Source organism: Winslowiella arboricola (genome assembly GCF_025527015.1).
Taxonomy (GTDB): Bacteria; Pseudomonadota; Gammaproteobacteria; order Enterobacterales; family Enterobacteriaceae; genus Erwinia; species Erwinia arboricola.
Window position 1 is genome coordinate 123,886 of record NZ_JAODIM010000041.1, and the last position, 19,825, is coordinate 143,710.

General features: G+C 54.1%; 17 protein-coding genes. 5 read left to right on the plus strand and 12 right to left on the minus strand.

Annotated features, from left to right (window positions below):
• Positions 1-6: 6 nt before the first annotated feature.
• Positions 7-687, minus strand: coding sequence for an N-acetylmannosamine-6-phosphate 2-epimerase (locus N5923_RS12340; RefSeq protein ID WP_267142114.1), 681 nt, complete (start codon positions 685-687; stop codon positions 7-9).
• Positions 688-835: 148 nt separating this feature from the next.
• Here N5923_RS12340 and N5923_RS12345 point away from each other — a divergent pair, with 148 nt between their 5' ends.
• The 3 genes from N5923_RS12345 to N5923_RS12355 all read left to right on the plus strand — a co-directional run bounded on the left by N5923_RS12345 (position 836) and on the right by N5923_RS12355 (position 4,399).
• Positions 836-1,714, plus strand: coding sequence for an N-acetylmannosamine kinase (locus tag N5923_RS12345; protein ID WP_267142115.1), 879 nt, complete (start codon positions 836-838; stop codon positions 1,712-1,714).
• 94 nt (positions 1,715-1,808) lie between these two features.
• Positions 1,809-2,690: a MurR/RpiR family transcriptional regulator gene (locus N5923_RS12350; protein WP_267142116.1), complete on the plus strand. Its 882-nt coding sequence runs from the start codon at positions 1,809-1,811 to the stop codon at positions 2,688-2,690.
• A 209-nt stretch (positions 2,691-2,899) separates the two neighbouring features.
• Positions 2,900-4,399 (plus strand): MFS transporter, encoded by a 1,500-nt coding sequence (locus N5923_RS12355; RefSeq protein WP_267142117.1) that lies wholly within the window; start codon positions 2,900-2,902, stop codon positions 4,397-4,399.
• 43 nt (positions 4,400-4,442) lie between these two features.
• Here N5923_RS12355 and folA read toward each other — a convergent pair whose 3' ends face one another.
• Positions 4,443-4,925 carry a type 3 dihydrofolate reductase gene (gene folA / locus N5923_RS12360; protein WP_267142118.1) on the minus strand — a complete coding sequence of 161 codons (483 nt, stop codon included), beginning with the start codon at positions 4,923-4,925 and terminating at the stop codon, positions 4,443-4,445.
• Between the two features lie 201 nt (positions 4,926-5,126).
• On the opposite strand from folA, the gene N5923_RS12365 reads away from it, so the two are divergent.
• Positions 5,127-5,741: a LysE family translocator gene (locus tag N5923_RS12365; protein WP_267142119.1), complete on the plus strand. Its 615-nt coding sequence runs from the start codon at positions 5,127-5,129 to the stop codon at positions 5,739-5,741.
• 40 nt (positions 5,742-5,781) lie between these two features.
• Here the strand turns inward: N5923_RS12365 and pemB are convergent, their stop codons facing one another.
• The 4 genes from pemB to carA form a co-directional block, all read right to left on the minus strand.
• Entirely contained in the window at positions 5,782-7,080 is a 1,299-nt protein-coding gene (gene pemB / locus N5923_RS12370; protein ID WP_267142120.1) for a pectinesterase PemB, read from the minus strand.
• Between the two features lie 204 nt (positions 7,081-7,284).
• Positions 7,285-7,647, minus strand: a complete 363-nt coding sequence (locus N5923_RS12375; RefSeq protein ID WP_267142121.1) for a hypothetical protein — start codon at positions 7,645-7,647, stop codon at positions 7,285-7,287.
• A gap of 223 nt (positions 7,648-7,870) precedes the next feature.
• Positions 7,871-11,104: a carbamoyl-phosphate synthase large subunit gene (gene carB / locus N5923_RS12380; RefSeq protein ID WP_267142122.1), complete on the minus strand. Its 3,234-nt coding sequence runs from the start codon at positions 11,102-11,104 to the stop codon at positions 7,871-7,873.
• A 14-nt stretch (positions 11,105-11,118) separates the two neighbouring features.
• Complete coding sequence (gene carA / locus N5923_RS12385) at positions 11,119-12,261, minus strand: glutamine-hydrolyzing carbamoyl-phosphate synthase small subunit (protein WP_267142123.1); 1,143 nt, start codon at positions 12,259-12,261, stop codon at positions 11,119-11,121.
• Positions 12,262-12,457: 196 nt separating this feature from the next.
• On the opposite strand from carA, the gene N5923_RS12390 reads away from it, so the two are divergent.
• Positions 12,458-12,661 carry a hypothetical protein gene (locus N5923_RS12390; protein ID WP_267142124.1) on the plus strand — a complete coding sequence of 68 codons (204 nt, stop codon included), beginning with the start codon at positions 12,458-12,460 and terminating at the stop codon, positions 12,659-12,661.
• A 67-nt stretch (positions 12,662-12,728) separates the two neighbouring features.
• On the opposite strand, the gene dapB is transcribed toward N5923_RS12390, so the two are convergent.
• The 6 genes from dapB to ribF form a co-directional block, all read right to left on the minus strand.
• Positions 12,729-13,550 carry a 4-hydroxy-tetrahydrodipicolinate reductase gene (gene dapB, locus N5923_RS12395; RefSeq protein ID WP_267142125.1) on the minus strand — a complete coding sequence of 274 codons (822 nt, stop codon included), beginning with the start codon at positions 13,548-13,550 and terminating at the stop codon, positions 12,729-12,731.
• Positions 13,551-13,765: 215 nt separating this feature from the next.
• A complete protein-coding gene (gene ispH, locus N5923_RS12400) occupies positions 13,766-14,719 on the minus strand; it encodes a 4-hydroxy-3-methylbut-2-enyl diphosphate reductase (protein ID WP_267142126.1) in 954 nt (317 codons plus the stop codon).
• Positions 14,700-15,170: an FKBP-type peptidyl-prolyl cis-trans isomerase gene (fkpB, locus tag N5923_RS12405; RefSeq protein ID WP_267142127.1), complete on the minus strand. Its 471-nt coding sequence runs from the start codon at positions 15,168-15,170 to the stop codon at positions 14,700-14,702. The genes ispH and fkpB overlap by 20 nt, the downstream gene beginning before the upstream one ends.
• A gap of 3 nt (positions 15,171-15,173) precedes the next feature.
• Positions 15,174-15,680 (minus strand): signal peptidase II, encoded by a 507-nt coding sequence (lspA, locus tag N5923_RS12410; protein ID WP_267142128.1) that lies wholly within the window; start codon positions 15,678-15,680, stop codon positions 15,174-15,176.
• Positions 15,680-18,496 carry an isoleucine--tRNA ligase gene (ileS, locus tag N5923_RS12415; RefSeq protein WP_267142129.1) on the minus strand — a complete coding sequence of 939 codons (2,817 nt, stop codon included), beginning with the start codon at positions 18,494-18,496 and terminating at the stop codon, positions 15,680-15,682. The genes lspA and ileS overlap by 1 nt, the downstream gene beginning before the upstream one ends.
• Positions 18,497-18,528: 32 nt before the next feature.
• The gene (ribF, locus tag N5923_RS12420; protein WP_267142130.1) at positions 18,529-19,467 is read right to left on the minus strand and encodes a bifunctional riboflavin kinase/FAD synthetase; all 939 of its coding nucleotides are present in this window, start codon (positions 19,465-19,467) and stop codon (positions 18,529-18,531) included.
• Positions 19,468-19,825 lie beyond the last annotated feature (358 nt).

Sequence of the window (19,825 nt, forward strand, 5' to 3'; positions counted from 1 at the left end):
TCCTCTTTATTCAGCTGTGGTAATGGCGGCAGTAAACCAGCCGCAAATATGTTCAATCCGGGTGATGGCGGAACCGACGGTAACCGCCAGCGCACCCGCGCCGATGGCGGCCGCGGCCAGATCCGGCGCGTTATAGCGCCCTTCGGCAATTACACAAGCACCGGCCTGCGCAAGATCGCTGACCAGCGCAATATCGGGCTGAGCGGGTATCTTACCGCCGGTATAACCGGAAAGCGTGGTGCCAATAAAATCAATGCCCATCTGCTGCGCGGCGATGCCTTCTTCAAAACTGGCGCAATCCGCCATCGTCAGGCGTTGATTGTCACGCGCGCGCTGATAAAGCGCCTGCACGCTGCACGGGCGCGCACGCCAGGTAGCATCGAAAGCGATAATATCGGCTCCCGCTGCGCTTAGCTGATCGATATCGCTGAGCCACGGCGTGATGCGGACCGGGGTATCTGGCAAGTCACGTTTAATAATGCCGATAACCGGCACATCGGTAACCTGGCGTACCGCGCGCAGATTGTCGATGCCTTCAATACGCAACGCGACAGCGCCTCCCTGCACTGCCGCGGCGGCCATTGCCGCCACCAGCTGCGGGCTATCCATCGGGCTGCCCGGCACCGGCTGGCAGGAGACAATCAGGCCGTGATGAAGACGTTCTTTCAGCGAAGCAACAGACGACATGGCTTTAACTCCAAAATAAAACATTAACTGAAGTTTTACTCCACAAAATCACAAACGTCCAGCTCAATGAAGCAAAACTCCTTTTAATTACTTTAAATGGAGTTTATCTTTTCTGCCACTGAGTGACTCAATCAATAAGGCAGTAACCATGGGAAAATGTCTGGCTGTGGATATTGGCGGCAGCAAAATTGCGTCGGCGCTGGTGGATAAAGAGGGGCAACTGAGCGACCGTCGGCAGATTATCACCCCTCACAGCGGCGCGGCAGCGTTTGCCAGCAGCTTACAGCAGCTGTTACGTGACTCGTTGCCCGGGGCGACGTCAATTGCGGTGGCATCGACCGGCATTATCCGCCAGGGCAGGCTGGTGGCGCTGAATCCAGCCAATCTCGGCGGCATCGCCAATTTTCCGCTGGCCGCCACTATTGAGCGGGTCAGCAAACTGCCCTGCACCCTGCTGAATGACGCGCAGGCCGCTGCCTGGGCGGAATATCAGGCGCTGCAAACCTGCGACGTGGATAATATGTTGTTTATTACCGTCTCGACCGGCGTCGGCGGCGGCATTATTCTCAACCGCGCGCTACAGACCGGCAATAACGGCCTGAGTGGTCATATCGGTCATATGCTGGCGGATTTACAGGGGCCGCTCTGCGGCTGCGGACGCTATGGCTGTGTGGAGAGTATCGCTTCCGGCACCGCCATCGCCGCCGCAACCCGCCAGTGGCCAGTGCCGCTCACCGCCGCCGGGGTATTCGCGCAGGCCAGTGCACAGCATCAGCCCGCCAGCGCGATTATTGATCGTTCGGCCAGCGCCATTGCCCGGCTGATCGCCGATCTCACCATGGCGCTGGATATTCAACGGGTCGTGATCGGCGGCAGTGTCGGTCTGGCGCCCGGTTATCTGGCGCGGATCAGTGCGGCGCAGCAGCATTTGCCAGCCATCTGCCGCACGCCGGTGCAGCCCGCTTTCCATCGCCAGGATAGCGGCTTACTTGGCGCCGCCTTATGGGCCACGCAGGGGTTTTGTTAATCGCCACACCGCCGGCGGTCATTATTCTTCACCCTGCAGAATAACTGTGCGATCATGCACACCGAACTGATTTCGTGATCAATGAGGTAATGTCGTGACTGCACTCATCCCCCGCTGGAAGCCTGGCAAAATTCTTGACGGCTTAGGAGCGTTACAAAATAGTCTGACGCGCTCCGCACAGCGCATTGCAGCCTACACGCTGGCAAATCCGGCCAGCGTCACGCAATTTTCTATCGCGGAATTCTCAGCCCAAACCAGCACCGGTGAAGCCACGATTATCCGCTTCTGCCGCACCCTCGGTTATAAAGGGTTCCAGGACTTTAAAATCGATCTGGCGATTGAAGTGGCCACGCGTGAGAAAAGCGAAGATGGCCTGCTGGATGCCGACGTGCAGGAGAGTGACGATGTACTGCTGATTGGCGCCAAACTGCAAACCTCGATCAACAATGTAATGTCAGAAACCCTCAATCTGATCTCGGCAAAAACCGTTGCTGACGTAGTCACCTGCTTACAACAAGCGGGCCGCATCTGCCTGTTCGGCGTTGGCTCCTCCGGTATTACCGCTGAAGATGCCAAAGCCAAGCTGATGCGCATCGGCATGCGCGTGGATGCCGCCACCAGCAACCACTTTATGTATATGCAGGCGTCGTTAATGCAGCCGGGCGATGTGGCTTTTGGTATCAGCCATTCCGGCACCTCGGAAGAGACGGTAAAAGCGCTGAAGCTGGCGAAAGAAGCCGGGGCGACGGTGGTGGCGCTGACCCATAATCTCGGTTCGCCGATTACCCTCGACGCTGACCATGTACTGATTAACGGTAACCGTCAGGGGCGACTTCAGGGCGATTCCATCGGCACCAAAATCGCCCAGTTGCTGGTACTGGATCTGCTTTATGCCCTGCTGGTCAAAGCCGACCCGCACGCGGCACAGCTGACCAAAGACAAAACCGCTCAGGCCGTCAGTCAAAGATCAAATTAGTATGGAGCGGAACTCCACAAAAAATAAATTTATTTTTCAATAAGATATAATTATAAAAATTTTCAGCCCACGCTGTTTTATTGAAGTCATTCACACTTATGGCGAATCATGGTTGTAAAACCATTCGCTTCTTATACACTCCGTTTTGGAGTTTTACTCCCTTTTTATATTAATTTTGGGGTTTAGCTACATAACGGAGATCCTCCACCATGAATACTGCTCCATCCTCTGTCCGCTGGTATAAACAACTCAGCGGCAAACAATGGAAAGCTTTTCTCGCTGCATGGATCGGTTATGCACTGGATGGCTTCGATTTTGTGCTTATTACCCTGGTTCTGACCGACATTAAGCAGGAGTTTGACCTCAGCCTGATTCAGGCCGCCAGTCTGATTTCCGCAGCGTTTATCTCACGCTGGTTCGGCGGCTTAATGCTTGGCGCGATGGGCGATCGCTACGGTCGTAAGCTGGCGATGATCGCCAGTATTGTCCTGTTTTCTGTCGGTACGCTGGCCTGCGGACTGGCACCCGGCTATACCACCCTGTTCCTCGCACGCCTGTTAATTGGTATTGGTATGGCGGGTGAATACGGCGCCAGCTCGACCTATGTGATGGAGAGCTGGCCGCAGAAAATGCGCAATAAGGCCAGTGGCTTTCTGATTTCAGGATTTTCGATTGGCGCAGTGATCGCCGCTCAGGCTTACAGCCATATCGTGCCGATCTTCGGCTGGCGCATGCTGTTCTATATTGGCCTGCTGCCGATTTTGTTTGCTTTATGGCTGCGTAAAAACCTGCCGGAGGCGGAAGACTGGGAGCGTGCTCATGGCGAAAAAGCCGGTGCGCAGGCCGAAAAGCCGCATACCATGATCGATATTCTCTATCGCGGTAAACACCGGCTGCTGAATATGCTGTTAACCGTGCTGGCGGGTGCAGCGCTCTATCTCTGCTTCTCGGGTCAACTCAGCGTGACGCCACTGGTGCTGCTCGGCCTGCTATGCGCCGCCACTTTTATCTGGTTTATGGTGCAGACCAGTGGCGATCGCTGGCCTACCGGTGTGACGCTGATGGTGATCGTGCTGTTTGCCTTTCTCTATTCGTGGCCCATTCAGTCTCTGTTGCCCACTTATCTGAAGGTCGACCTCGCATATTCGCCGCAGACCGTGGCCAATGTGCTGTTCTTTAGCGGCTTTGGCGCAGCCACCGGCTGCTGTGTTGGCGGCTTTCTTGGTGACTGGCTCGGCACGCGCAAAGCCTATGCCATCAGCCTGCTGATTTCGCAGTTTCTGATCGTGCCGCTGTTCGCCATCGGCAGCAGTAATATTATGCTGCTGGGCGCAGTGCTGTTTCTGCAACAGATGCTGGGACAGGGGATTGCCGGGCTGTTGCCCAAACTGCTGGGCGGTTACTTCGATACCGACCAGCGCGCGGCCGGTCTTGGCTTTACCTATAATGTCGGCGCGCTGGGTGGCGCACTGGCGCCAATTCTTGGCGCATCGATTGCCCAGCATATGAGTCTGGGTAGCGCGCTGGCATCATTATCATTCAGCTTAACACTGGTGGTGGTGATACTGATTGGGCTGGATATGCCATCACGTATGCAGCGCTGGCTGCGGCCGCAAGCATTAAGAATGGTGGATGCCATCGACGGTACGCCATTAAGTGGCGCGAAAGGAAAGTCATCTGGGATAGCTGCGGAAGTCAGTGGCAAATAACCGACACCGGCGCGGCGATAAACCGCGCCGGGGCTCAGAACCACTAGCGGCGATCGAGGATTTCGAAGCAGAAGCTGTGTGAGTTGTTCTCGTCAGCGTCGTGGAACTCACTGAAAACAGATTCCCACTCATCCGGTTCGTAATCCGGGAAGTGCGTGTCGCCTTCAACTTCAGCGTCAATATGGGTCAGATACAGACGGTCAGCACGGCCCAGCATCTGTTCGTAGATACGCCCACCACCAATTACCATGATCTCTTCCGCATCGCCGGCAGCTTTAATCGCTTCTTCAATCGACGTTACCCAGGTCACATTCTCTGTGTTGCCAGGCTGGCTGCTGATCACAATATTCAGGCGATTCGGCAGCGGACGACCAATAGATTCCCAGGTCAGACGACCCATCATCACCGGTTTGTTCAGGGTAATGCGTTTGAACCAGGCGAGATCCGCGGGTAAATTCCACGGCATCGCGTTTTCCATACCAATAACGCGATCGGCTGCGAGGGCCGCGATAAGACTAATCTTCATATGAAACTCAACAGGGGCTGAAATTGGCGCCATCATACGTAAAGGTGAAACTTTCGTCGATAGCGAGATGCGGGGATTTACGTAAAGGTTGTAAAGGATTTCTGCTGCTGCACCCTGCATCGCCCTGAAGAGATTGCTGTAACATCTTTTGCATCCAGCCGTGCTAAACTTACGCTTTCCATTTTGACTCAGATTATCACCATGTTAGAAACCAGCTTGTTTGTTGCGGCTATCGCAACACTGGGCATGCTCTCACCCGGCCCCGATTTTTTCCTGATTATAAAAAATGCGGCGCGTTATGCGCGTGGCACGGCTCTGGTTACCTCGCTCGGCGTGATTTGCGGCGTAGCGACCCATATGACCTATTGTGTCGCCGGTCTGGCGGTGGTGATCACTACCACGCCATGGCTGTTTATGCTGCTGAAATATGCCGGCGCCGCGTATCTGATTTATGTCGGCGTACAGGCTCTGCTGGCGCGCGGCAACAGTAAGATGGATCTCGAGAATGTGCAGCGCGCCGAGACGTCGCTGAAGAAGGCCTTTTTACAGGGCTATCTGTGTAATCTGCTGAACCCGAAAGCCACGCTGTTCTTCCTTTCGGTGTTTACCCAGGTACTGAGCATCCACTCCGGCTTCGGCGAGAAGTTATGGTATGCGGGCATTATTCTCGGCCTGTCAGTGATCTGGTGGCCAATGCTGGTGTTTTTGATTCAGAGCGCGCCGGTTCGTCGTGGCCTGGCAAAAGCGCAAAAGCTTATCGATAAACTGCTGGGCGGTATTCTGATTGGTTTAGGCATTAAAGTCGCGCTATCGTGACCGTGTAAACGCCCCCCGACTCCCCGTCGGGGGCGAAAAGCTATTTCATCACCACCGTCTGGTACTCCCACAACCGATTGAAATTAATCCCATCCAGATCCCGCTGTGCGCTGATATTGCCGCTAAATGGACGAGCGGTGGTCGCCGCCGCGCTCCAGGGATTAAGCAAATCATAACCGTTATCAATCGTGCTGTTGCGAATCACTAACTGACCGTTGGCGGTTTTACCCGGCAAATAGCCGGTCTGCCGCGCCCCCTGATCCCAGGCCCGACCCATACTGGCTTTCTGCGTTCCTGTCTTGTAGCCGCTATCCGAGGTTAACTGGCTGTTGATCACCAGAAAACCATATTTCACCCATGGCATGGTATCCGGAGCAAAGACATAGGCTTCTGCTGAACCACGGCTTGATACGGTATGGAACTGCACGCCATCAAATACCGCTGTTGCGCGGCCGAAAACGTAATCGAGATCCCCTTCTATATAGCTGTCTTTGATATAAGCACGGCTATAGTGGTCAGTGACATAGTTATTTTGCCGATCGCTGGTATTCACAAAGAAAGTGTCTTGTCGCCCAATCAAACGGACCTGTTCCAGCTGCACGCGGTCACCATCGGTACGCAGCGCCACAGCCTGATGGGTGCCGTTATCCACCGTATCCAGTAATGCATTGACTACCGTCAGGTTTTTCAACTGGAACTCATCGCTTTGTGACCACATTACCGCCGCGCAAGTGGTGTCGATAGTTTGCTTATTTTTACTGGCGCACAGGTCATACATATACCACGCGGGATCGTTCGGCTGATACTGCTGAGCGGGGTTAACCCGGGCGCGATAAGCTGCTGGCGACATCATGGAGTCCAGCGCCAGCGAGATTACCACCCGCTGCGGCGTATCGCCTGCACCAAACAGCGTGACAGGCGGCGCGTCGGCCGGGATATAGACGGTACCGGTGTAAGTGCCAGGCAGTAGTTTGATGTAAATACGCTGATGACTTTTTTGCTGGCTAAGGGCGGCGTTAACCGCCTGCTGAACGTGAGTGTAAGTTGCGCCGTCCACACCGAGCTGCGGCCCAACCACGAAAGCAGTGTTCACCGCCCGAGTATCTATCGGCCCAGGTCGCCAGCCATCAGCAACCGGGTGCTCATACTGTCCGCGATAAGCAAAATAGTGCTGCGGTGTAAAACGGGATGCCTCGTGCGCAGAGAGCACCGGTCGCTGCGCGGTTCCCGGCCAGGTCGGGAGAAAACGCTCCTGCGGGTTAGCGGTGCTCTGGCAGGCGGTAAGTATTAACGATACTGATACTGCGGTGGCAGTGCCGGCAAAACGCAAATATTTCACTTTTCACTCCAGTCAGATCAGAAATTGAAACGGGGTTTCAATTCTATAATCTGTGCCAGTAAAAAAAGTGATGCGTGATCATAGTTTTAGCTAAGGGTTGCAGATATACAGGCGTGGGAGAGCGCTGATTAATGCTGGGTCCTGATCGCTAACGCCCCTTTGGAAGCAGGTGAGGCACGGTGAAAAAGTGGTCTGCCAACGGCGTTACAACCACTGAAAACCCTTTGCCATTAATCCAGCCATTCCTAAAGCAACCGTAATGATGGTGCCAAATAACAGACGAAAGTCGGTGCGGGCTTGCCTTCTGACTTCCTTAAATTCGGCATGGACACTCTTTTTGAATTCCTGCACTTCACCTTTAAATTCGCGAATATCATGTTTGATATCGGTTATTGAGTTTTTTATATGCTCAACATTGGTTTCGAGCTTCGCCACTCTTGTTTCCATACCCACTCTTCCATTACCGCTCCATGAAGCCAGATAGTCTTTCCTGACGTGACTAAATCCATCATTCCATGTCATATCAGATTCAGGCCGCAATCCAACAACTGCTCTGTGTGCATCCATAGTTTAGCCATCCCTGTCGATTCAATCCCACACATCCTGGGTGCGCGTTGCTCAGCGCCAGCCGGTCAGACTTTAACCTGGCACCCTGCGCAAACAGAACAGATTTTTGTTATCCAGGGTAAATTTTAGCCTTGAATTTGCGAATGCTTTTCCTGCACCCACTGACATAAAAAAACGGCTCCCTGATGGGAGCCGTTACCGTGCTGAAACGCGTTTTTGGCTATCAGCCCTGATGGGCCTTGATCTGCGCATGCATCTCCTGCACGGAAGTCACTTTCTCCGTCGGGTCCGCATTCAGCGACATCGCGGTGGCAAAGCCGCCGTTCAGCGTAGTGTCATAGTGAACTTTATACTGCAGCGCGCTACGGCGAATCAGCTTCGAGTCTTCAATTGCCTGACGTCCGGCGGTGGTATTCACAATATAGGCGTACTCACCATTTTTCAGACGGTCCTGAATATGTGGACGACCTTCATGCACCTTGTTAACCAGGCGTGGATTGATACCGGCTTCACCGAGGATCACCGCTGTACCGTGGGTAGCATCCAGCTCGAAACCAAATTTCTGCAGCTTCGCGGCGAGGTCGACGATACGTTTCTTATCGCCCTCACGCACCGACAACAGCGCACGGCCTGATTTCTTCATATTGGACTGCGCACCCAGCATCGCTTTAGCGAAAGCTTCAGCAAAGGTACGGCCAACACCCATCACTTCACCGGTAGAACGCATTTCCGGGCCAAGAATCGGGTCAACGCCCTGGAACTTGTTAAACGGCAGCACCACTTCTTTCACGGAGTAGTAAGGTGGAATCACCTCTTCCGTTACGCCCTGCTCCGCCAGTGATTTACCAGCCATCACGCGTGCGGCGACTTTCGCCAGCGGCACACCGGTCGCTTTCGAGACGAAAGGCACGGTTCGCGCGGCGCGCGGGTTAACTTCAATCAGGTAGACTTCGTTGTCTTTCACCGCGAACTGTACGTTCATCAGGCCACGGACACAGAGTTCAAACGCCAGTTTCTCAACCTGCTGACGCATCACGTTTTGAATTTCAACGCTCAGTGTGTAAGCCGGCAGGGAACATGCTGAGTCACCGGAGTGCACGCCCGCCTGCTCGATATGTTCCATAATGCCGCCAATCAGCACGCGCTCACCGTCGCAAATGGCGTCAACGTCCACTTCTACCGCATCATCCAGGAAGCGATCCAGCAATACTGGCGCATCATTGGATACTGATACTGCGGTCTGGAAGTAGCGCTTCAGGTCGATTTCGTCGTACACAATTTCCATCGCACGACCGCCCAGCACATACGAAGGACGCACCACCAGCGGATATCCAATCAGCGTCGCTTTATCAACTGCCTGCTCCAGCGCGGTAACCGTGGCGTTGGCGGGCTGCTTAAGGCCGAGACGATCCACTGCCTGCTGGAAACGTTCACGGTCTTCAGCACGGTCAATCGCATCCGGGCTGGTGCCGATAACCGGCACACCGGCGGCTTCCAGTGCGCGCGCCAGTTTCAGTGGCGTCTGGCCACCGTACTGCACGATAACCCCTTTTGGTTTTTCGATGCGCACGATTTCCAGCACATCTTCAAGAGTCACCGGCTCAAAGTAGAGGCGGTCTGAAGTGTCATAGTCGGTAGAGACGGTTTCCGGGTTACAGTTAACCATAATGGTTTCGTAACCATCTTCACGTAGCGCCAGCGAGGCATGCACACAGCAGTAGTCGAACTCAATGCCCTGGCCAATACGGTTTGGACCGCCGCCCAGCACCATGATTTTTTCACGGTCGCTGTTGGGATTGGATTCGCACTCTTCTTCATAAGTTGAGTACATATAAGCGGTATCAGTGGCGAATTCCGCCGCACAGGTATCCACACGCTTATAGACCGGATGCAGCTTGAACTGCTCACGCAGCTTACGCACTTCAGATTCCGCGACACCCGCCAGATCCGACAGACGCGCATCGGCGAAGCCTTTACGCTTCAGGTTGCGCAGCACATCGTAAGTCAGACCGTTGATACCTTCGTGTGCGACCTGCTCTTCCAGACGCACCAGCTCTTCAATTTGCACCAGGAACCAGCGGTCGACATTGGTCAGATTAAATACGCCATCAACCGACATCCCGGCACGGAAAGCATCAGCGATATACCAGATACGGTCGCTGCCAGCATCTTTCAGCTCACGGCGGATGCGGGTCAACGCTTCCGGGTCATCCAGGCTCACTTTCGGGTCAAAACCGTTGGCGCCCACTTCCAGACCGCGCAGCGCTTTCTGCACTGACTCCTGGAAGGTGCGGCCAATCGCCATTACTTCACCAACCGATTTCATCTGGGTTGTCAGACGGTCATTGGCGCCGGCAAATTTTTCGAAGTTAAAGCGGGGAATTTTAGTGACGACATAGTCGATGGACGGTTCGAAGGACGCCGGGGTACGACCACCGGTGATATCGTTCATCAGCTCATCCAGCGTGAAACCCACCGCCAGCTTGGCGGCTACTTTCGCAATCGGGAAGCCGGTCGCTTTCGATGCCAGTGCCGAAGAGCGGGAAACGCGTGGGTTCATCTCGATAATGATCATGCGGCCATTCTGCGGGTTCACCGAGAACTGCACGTTAGAGCCACCGGTTTCCACGCCAATCTCACGCAGTACCGCCATCGAGGCGTTACGCATGATTTGATACTCTTTATCAGTCAGGGTCTGTGCTGGCGCGACAGTAATCGAGTCACCAGTATGGATGCCCATGGCGTCAAAGTTTTCGATAGAGCAGACGATAATGCAGTTATCGTTCTTATCGCGCACCACTTCCATCTCATACTCTTTCCAGCCAATCAGCGACTCATCAATCAGCAGCTCACTGGTCGGTGACAGGTCGAGTCCACGTTCACAGATCTCTTCGAACTCTTCACGGTTATAAGCGATACCGCCGCCGGTGCCGCCCATAGTGAAGGAGGGACGGATAATGCACGGGAAGCCCAGCTCTTCAGAGACGGCCAGCGCCTCTTCCATGGTATGGGCGATGCCGGAACGCGCGGTATCCAGGCCAATTTTTTTCATCGCTTTATCAAAGCGCTGTCGGTCTTCCGCTTTATCAATCGCATCGGCAGTCGCGCCAATCATGGTGACGCCAAACTCAGCCAGCACCCCCTGACGCTCCAGTTCCAGTGCACAGTTTAGCGCCGTCTGGCCGCCCATGGTCGGCAGTACCGCATCCGGGCGCTCTTTTTCGATAATCTTGCGCACCACTTCCCAGTGAATCGGCTCGATATACGTCGCATCGGCCATTTCCGGGTCGGTCATAATCGTCGCCGGGTTGGAGTTCACCAGGATTACGCGGTAACCCTCTTCACGCAGCGCTTTACAGGCTTGCGCGCCAGAGTAGTCGAATTCACAAGCCTGGCCGATAACAATCGGGCCAGCGCCAAGAATCAGGATACTTTTTATGTCGGTACGTTTTGGCATTTTGTCGCTCCTGATTATTTCGCGGTTGAACGGTAAGCTTCGATCAGTTCGATAAAGTGATCGAACAACGGCGCCGCATCGGCTGGACCCGGGCTGGCTTCAGGGTGTCCCTGGAAGCTGAACGCCGCTTTGTCAGTGCGGTGAATCCCCTGCACCGTATGGTCAAACAGCGATTTATGCGTCACGCGCAGGCTGGCTGGCATATTGCTTTCATCGACCGCAAAACCGTGGTTCTGGGCCGTGATCATCACACGGTCATTATCCAGGTCTTTCACCGGATGGTTACCGCCGTGGTGACCCAGTTTCATTTTCACCGTCTTCGCACCGCTGGCCAGCGCCAGCAGCTGGTGGCCCAGACAGATGCCAAATACCGGGATATCGGTTTCGAGGAATGACTTGATGGCGCTGATGGCGTAGTCGCATGGCTCCGGGTCACCTGGGCCGTTTGACAGGAAAATACCGTCCGGGTTGAGTTTCAGCACCTCATCCGCTGGCGTCTGTGCCGGAACAACTGTCAGGCGGCAGCCGCGATCCACCAGCATCCGCAGGATATTGCGTTTCGCACCGTAATCGTAAGCCACAACATGGAATGGCAGGTCGCTGCTCTGCGCTGGCAGGCCCTCTTCCAGCGTCCAGCTGCCCTGCTGCCAGCTGTAAGACTCTTGCGTGCTGACCTCTTTCGCCAGGTCCATGCCTTTCAGGCCCGGGAAGGCTTTCGCTTTCTGCAATGCCAGTTCAGCATCCGGTGCGTCACCGGCGATGATGCAGCCATTCTGGGCACCTTTCTCACGCAGCAGACGGGTCAGCTTACGGGTATCGATATCAGCAATCGCGACAATATTATGACGCTTCAGGTACGCAGACAGCCCTTCTTCATTACGGAAGTTGCTGGCAATAAGCGGCAGGTCACGAATGACGAGGCCTTGCGCATGTACCTGGGAGGATTCTTCGTCAGCAGCATTGGTGCCGACATTGCCGATATGGGGATAAGTAAGAGTGACGATCTGGCGGGAATAGGAAGGATCTGTGAGGATTTCTTGATAACCGGTCATTGAAGTGTTGAAAACAACTTCACCCACTGCCGATCCTTCTGCCCCAATGGCCCGACCGTGGAATTGGGTTCCGTCTTCCAGAACCAATAGCGCTGACTTAATCAAAACGTCCTCCAGGGAATAAACAGTCACAATATCTGCATATTAATTCATAATACCACCATGAATCAATGCAAAAACCGCCTGAGATGTCGATTTTCGGCAAATTGCGCGCATTCTAATGATCGCCCTGCCCATTGTCTACCCTGAGAGTGAGTTTTTCATACTTTTTTAGCCGACTGGAGGAAAAATCGGAAGATTCATGCTGAAAACAGGGGATATCCGGCTGATAAAACCGGTTGCCTGGGGAAATGAAATTAAAAAGGGTTGTATGAGTACGCAAAACCAGACCAAATGGTCAAAAATGCGTTTTTTTCCACTCATTACTGCCGCAAAAATCACTTTTTTAACAATCTCAGAAGAAAAAACCTCTAAAATCACTATTTTTACAAATAAAAAAGGGTAATAAAATTATTACCCTACCAATCATAAACTTATGATTGAAATAACCACATCACGATGGTCGCAACACTTTACAAACTGTCTAAATCAAGCACATCACGCATATCATAAAGACCGGTTTTACGGTCATTAAGCCACTGTGCAGCACGAACCGCACCTGTGGCGAAAGTCATACGGCTGGAAGCCTTGTGGGTAATCTCTACCCGCTCGCCAATATCCGCAAACATCGCGGTGTGTTCACCAACGATATCTCCGGCCCTGACAGTGGCAAATCCGATAGATTGCGCCTTACGCTCGCCGGTAAAGCCTTCGCGGGCGTAAACCGCATGCTGGTTAAGATCCCAGTCCATTGCATCGGCAATCGCTTCGCCCATTGCCAGAGCGGTGCCTGATGGCGCATCCACTTTATGACGGTGATGCGCTTCAATAATTTCGATATCGGCATAATCACCCATAACTTTTGCTGCTTTTTCCAGCAATTTCAGCACCAGGTTAACGCCAACGCTGAAGTTAGCCGCGAATACGATGCCAATATCGGCTGAAGCCTGCTTAATCGCCGCTTTACCTGCGTCATCAAAACCGGTGGTGCCGATAACAATCGCCTTCTGATGCTGGCGGCAAAAAGCCAGATACTCCAGCGTTCCTTCCGGCCGGGTGAAATCGATCAGGATATCGAAATCATTAACCACCGCTTCGAGATTGTCGCTGACCTTAATTCCGATCGCGCCTGTCCCGGCTAATTCACCCGCATCACTCCCGACCAGCGAAGAGCCGTTACGCGCCAGAGCAGCGCCCAGCCGCACACCTTCAGCCTGTTGCGTCGCCTGAATCAACTGTCGGCCCATGCGCCCGGTGGCGCCCACGATAGCAATACGGATTTCTGAATGACTCATATTAATGTCCCTGGAATTTCTGTGCCTGCAAGCGACGATAAGGTTAACGAGGCGGCTACAATCCCGCCACAATATTCATTACATAATTAGAATTTTACGCCAGCGGGCAGGGATTATCAGTAAAACAAATCACGGGAGAGGAGATTTAAAGTCCCTTCCCCCGTTTACGGGGGAAGGTCAGGATGAGGGAACACATGACGATGTGGGGATAAGAATCAGTCGACCTGCTTTACTTCAACACGTAGCTCTTTCGGTACTTCAAAGACAATATTCTCTTCGCGGCCGCTCAGCTCAATTGCCGGTTCGCCACCCATTTCGCGCAGGCGTTTAATCACATCCTGCACCAGAATATCCGGGGCGGAAGCGCCGGCGGTGACGCCAACACATTTGATATTTTTCAGCCAGATCTCCTGAATATCATCAGCGGAGTCGATCAGCCGCGCCAGTTTACCGGCACGCTGCGCCAGCTCGGCCAGGCGGTTGGAGTTGGACGAGTTTTTCGAGCCAACCACCAGCACCACATCAGCATCCTGCGCTAAACTGCGCACCGCTTCCTGACGGTTAGTGGTGGCATAACAGATATCATCTTTGCGCGGCCCGACGATTTTCGGGAAGCGCTGACGCAAGGCGTCAATCACATCCGAAGTATCATCAACCGACAGGGTGGTCTGCGTCATAAAGCACAGGTTCTGTTCATCCTTCACCTGCAGCTTATCAACGTCAGCCGGCGACTCCACCAGATACATGCCCCCTTCAGGGTTGCTGTACTGGCCCATGGTGCCTTCCACTTCCGGGTGACCGGCATGACCAATCAGAATCGCTTCGGTGCCTTTACGACTGGCACGCGCCACTTCCATATGCACTTTGGTCACCAGCGGGCAGGTGGCGTCAAACAGCATCGTCAGATCGCGTGCGCGCGCTTCAGCACGTACCGCCTGAGAAACACCATGCGCCGAGAAAATCAGGATCGAACCATCCGGCACTTCGGTGATCTCTTCAATAAAGATCGCCCCGCGCTCGCGCAGGCTATTGACCACATAGCGGTTATGCACCACTTCATGACGCACATAGATTGGCGCGCCATACATCTCCAGCGCGCGTTCAACGATGCTGATTGCACGATCCACGCCCGCACAGAAACCACGTGGGTTAGCCAACAGGATTTGCATCGGTCCCCTCCAGCACCGGATCGATCTCCAGCACTTCAATATCAAACTGAATGGTGCGTCCGGCCAGCGGATGGTTGAAGTCAACGGTGATCGAATCACCGGACACTTCACGGATCACACCCGGCATTTCGCTACCACCCATACCGGTAAACAGCATAATAGCACCAGGCTCAGGCTCTCCCGCCTGCGCAAAATCGCGGCGTGAGAAATACTGAATCATATCCGGGCTGGCAGCGCCAAACGCAGACTCCGGCGGCAGGCTAAAGTTATGCTTAGCGCCAGCCTTCAGCCCCAGCAGCGCCTCTTCCAGTCCTGCCGACAAACTGCCGTCGCCAAGACGGAACAGCGCCGGTTTGCCATTGGCACGCGTCGACTCCGCCGTTGAGCCATCTTCCAGCTTCAACGTGAAATGCACCAGCACCGCGCTATCGCGCTGTACAGAATCAGTCATGCCTTACCCTTTCTGTTTAGCCTGCTTTCCCGAAGGGGTCAAAAATCCCTCCAGAACGATCAACGCCGCACCAATGCAGATGCCGCAGTCGGCAATATTGAAGGTGGCAAAGTGCCAGTCGCCAATATAGAAGTCGATAAAATCGACCACAAAGCCGTGATACGAACGATCAAACAGGTTGCCCAACGCACCGCCAATAATCAGCGCGTAAGCAATATTATTAAGCTTCTGGCTGGCGGATGTGCGATACATCATCACCAGCAATGCCACCACAATCGCCACCGCAATACCGGCAAAGAACCAGCGTTGCCAGCCACCTTTATCGGCGAGGAAACTGAATGCCGCGCCGTAGTTGTGGGCATAGAAGAAATTAAAGTACGGCATAACCGGCATCGACTGGTGCAGCATCAGATTATCCATAATCCATTGCTTGCTACCGAAGTCGATAACGATCACTACCAGCACCAGCCACAGCCAGCGCAATCCGGTCGATAAAAATGGCTTACGCATCAGGCAAACTTACGTTGTTCGCCGTTTCCGGCGACGTTAGTGACACAGCGACCGCAAACTTCTGCGTGCTCCGGGTTCTGACCAACGTCAGTAGTGTAATGCCAGCAGCGTGGACATTTGTCACCTTCTGCTTTGTGCAGCGCAATTTTCAGACCTTTTACGGCTTCGCTCTGCTGGGCTTCAGCGGTAGCCAGACTGTAATCCGCCACCAGCGCACCGGATGTCAGCAGCACAAAGCGCAGTTCATCGCCGAGACTGGTCAGTTTTTGCGCCAGATCCGCGTCAGCATACAGTGTGACTGTCGCTTCCAGCGAACCGCCGATACGCTTATCCGCACGCGCCTGCTCAATCACGCGGTTCACTTCACCACGGACCTGCAACAGATCGTTCCAGAAAGCGTCATTCATCGGCTCATTTTCCGCCACGCCAAACAGGCCGTCAAACCACTCTTCAGTAAACACGTACTGCGCACGTTTGCCCGGCAGGTAAGCCCAGATCTCATCAGCGGTAAATGACATGATCGGCGCCATCCAGCGCACCAGCGCTTCAGCGATATACCACAGCGCGGTCTGGCAGCTACGACGCGCCAGGCCATCGGCTTTCGCGGTGTACTGACGATCTTTGATGATATCCAGATAGAAGGAGCCCATCTCAACTGAACAGAACTGCATCAGACGCTGCACCACTTCATGGAAGTCATAGCTGGCGTAAGAGGCAATAATATCTTCCTGCGCCGCTTTGGCGCGGCCGACAGCCCAGCGATCCAGCAGCACCATCTCTTCCGGTTTCACCATATCGGTTTCCGGGTTGAAGCCATTCAGGTTGGCCAGCAGGAAACGCGCGGTGTTACGGATACGACGATAAGAGTCGGCGGAACGCTTCAGGATTTCGTCCGAAACCGCCATTTCGCCGGTGTAATCCGTCGATGCCACCCACAGACGCAGAATATCGCCACCCAGCTTATTCATCACGTCCTGCGGACTGACGGTGTTACCGATAGATTTCGACATCTTACGGCCCTGACCATCCACGGTGAAGCCGTGGGTCAGTACCTGACGATAAGGCGCTTTGCCTTTAATCGCGGTAGAAATCATCAGCGAAGACATAAACCAGCCACGATGCTGATCCGAACCTTCCAGATACATGTCCGCGCTATGACCGCCAAACTCAGGACGCACATCGACAACTGAAGAGTGGGTGGAACCGGAGTCAAACCACACATCCAGCGTATCCGGCACTTTAACGTAGTCGTTAGCGTCATCACCGAGCAGATCTTTGCTGTCCAGATCCCACCACGCCTGAATACCATCCACTTCGACCCGTTTCGCCACGTCTTCCATCAGCTCAAGCGAGCGCGGATGCAGCTGCTCGGTCTCTTTATGGACGAACAGTGCCATCGGCACACCCCAGGTACGCTGACGGGAGATACACCAGTCAGGACGATTGGCGACCATCGATTCGATACGCGCCTGGCCCCAGTCCGGGATCCACTGCACGTCTTTGATCTCTTTCAGCGACTGCGCACGCAGACCTTTCTGATCCATGCTGATAAACCACTGCGGCGTAGCACGGAAGATGATCGGCGTTTTATGACGCCAGCAGTGCGGATAGCTGTGGAACATTTTCTCCACATGCAGCAGCGCGCCATGTTCACGCAACAGCTCAACAATCATATCGTTGGCTTTAAATACCTGCACGCCATCCAGCGTTGGATAAGTACCGGTGACATAGGTGCCATCCGGCCCCACCGGGTTAGCGGTTTCCAGACCATATTTCTGCCCGATAACATAGTCATCCGGGCCGTGACCCGGCGCGGTATGCACTGCACCGGTACCGGCATCAAGAGTAACGTGCTCGCCGAGCACGACCGGCACATCAAAGCCAAGGAAGGGATGCTGGAAACGCATCAGCTCCAGCTCAGCGCCGGTGGTGCTGCCCAGTACCCTCCACTCGCTGACGCCAGCGCGCTTCATCACGCTCTCAACCAGATCTTTGGCAAGGATCAACGCTTTGCCGTCGATCTGCACCAGCTGGTATTCGAATTCCGGGTGCAGGGAGATCGCGCGGTTAGCCGGCATGGTCCACGGGGTCGTAGTCCAGATCACCAGCGCAATCGGGCCATTAACGCTGCCCGCGTCAAATTTGGCGGCAACCGCAGCGCTGTCGACCGCATTGAACATCACGTCAATCGAAGGGGAGGTTTTGTCGATATACTCCACTTCCGCTTCCGCCAGCGCAGAACGGCAATCCAGACACCAGTGCACCGGCTTGGCGCCTTTATGCAGGTGGCCATTGCCGATGATTTTACCCAGCGCACGGATAATATTGGCTTCGGTCTGGAAGTTCATCGTCAGATAAGGACGGTCCCAGTCGCCAAGCACGCCAAGACGGATAAAGTCAGCTTTCTGACCTTCAACCTGCTCGGCGGCATATTTGCGGCAGGCAGCACGGAACTCAGCCGCGCTCACTTTCTCGCCCGGCTTACCGATCATCTGCTCAACTTTATGTTCGATTGGCAGACCGTGACAGTCCCAGCCCGGCACATACGGCGAATCATAGCCAGCCATGCCTTTGGACTTCACAATAATGTCTTTCAGAATCTTGTTAACTGAGTGACCAATATGAATACTGCCGTTCGCGTAGGGAGGGCCATCGTGCAGAATAAAGGTTTTTTTCCCTTTTTTGGCTTCGCGGATGATGCCGTACAGATTGTCAGCATACCAACGTTGCAGCATTCCCGGTTCGCGTTTGGCCAGATCGCCACGCATCGGGAACCCCGTTTCCGGCAAATTCAGGGTAGATTTAAAGTCACTCATCAGATTCTCGGTTCCGTATGTCGGTTCAGTTCTTAAACCGGTGTTTGTAGCCCAAAAAAATTTCGGCCAGTCACCACATCTTTAGCAATTTGCTCTTTTAGCGCGTCAAGCGATGCAAATCGCTGCTCGCTGCGGATTTTTTGACAGAGCACCACATCGATATGGCGTCCGTACAGGTTCATTGCAACGTCCAGCAGATGAACTTCTAACTGCTGACGTAACCCGGCAACGGTCGGGCGGGTACCAATATTGGCCACGCCGGGCAACGGTTGCTCAGCAAGACCATAAACTTCAACGGCATACACCCCTTTAACCGGCGAAACTGAACGCCGCAGAGGAATATTCGCCGTCGGAAAACCGATGGTGCGCCCCAGCGCATCGCCATGCACCACCCGGCCAGAAATGCTGAAAGGATGCCCCAAAAGCGACTGCGCCAGCGCCAGATTATCGTCCGCCAGCGCCTGACGCACTGCGGTGCTGCTGATACGCTTACCGTCATCGCAAAATGTCTGGGTGCTGATGACATCAAAGCCATACTCAACGCCCGCTTTCTGTAATAACAGGAAATCCCCCTGGCGACCAGCGCCAAAACGGAAATCATCGCCAACCGCCAGCAGCTGCACGCCCAGCTTGTTCACCAGCAAATCGGCGACAAAGCTTTGCGCTGTCTGCGCGGCAAAACGGCGGTCGAAGCGCACACAAAGTACTGCATCAACGCCGGCTTCGGCCAGATAACGCACTTTTTCACGCAAACGCGTCAGCCGCGCTGGCGCCTTGTCGGCGGCAAAAAGTTCCAGTGGCTGCGGCTCAAATAGCATCACCATTACCGGCAAGCCACGCTTACGCCCCTCCGCGCACAAACGCGCCAGCAGGGACTGATGACCGCGATGCACGCCGTCAAAGTTACCTATGGTCAGCACGCAGCCGCGATGCTGCTCTCTGAGATTATGTATGCCGCGGATAAACTTCATGGCTGGCTCAAATTTGTGGAAATCGGCGGATTATACCTTGTACAGCGGTTAAGGTTAACCCGCGATTGATCCCTTTGCGGGATTCTTATGTTGATTTCAGTGAGATGAGGGCTGGTTTTACCCTAAATAATTCAAGCTGCATCAAGGCGGCAAGCGAACGAATCCCGATGAACGTAGTAATCTACGTGATTCGGGTGAGTGAGCGCGGACAACAAAGATGCAGCTTGAAGTATGACGGATATAGTCAGATTTCAGACAATTTTGTTGAGAAAGACTGTATTCATCCCCACGATGCTGGTAGAATCCTGCGCCATCACAACGTAACCAAGTGTCGTCATTTTAAACGGCGCTTATTTGC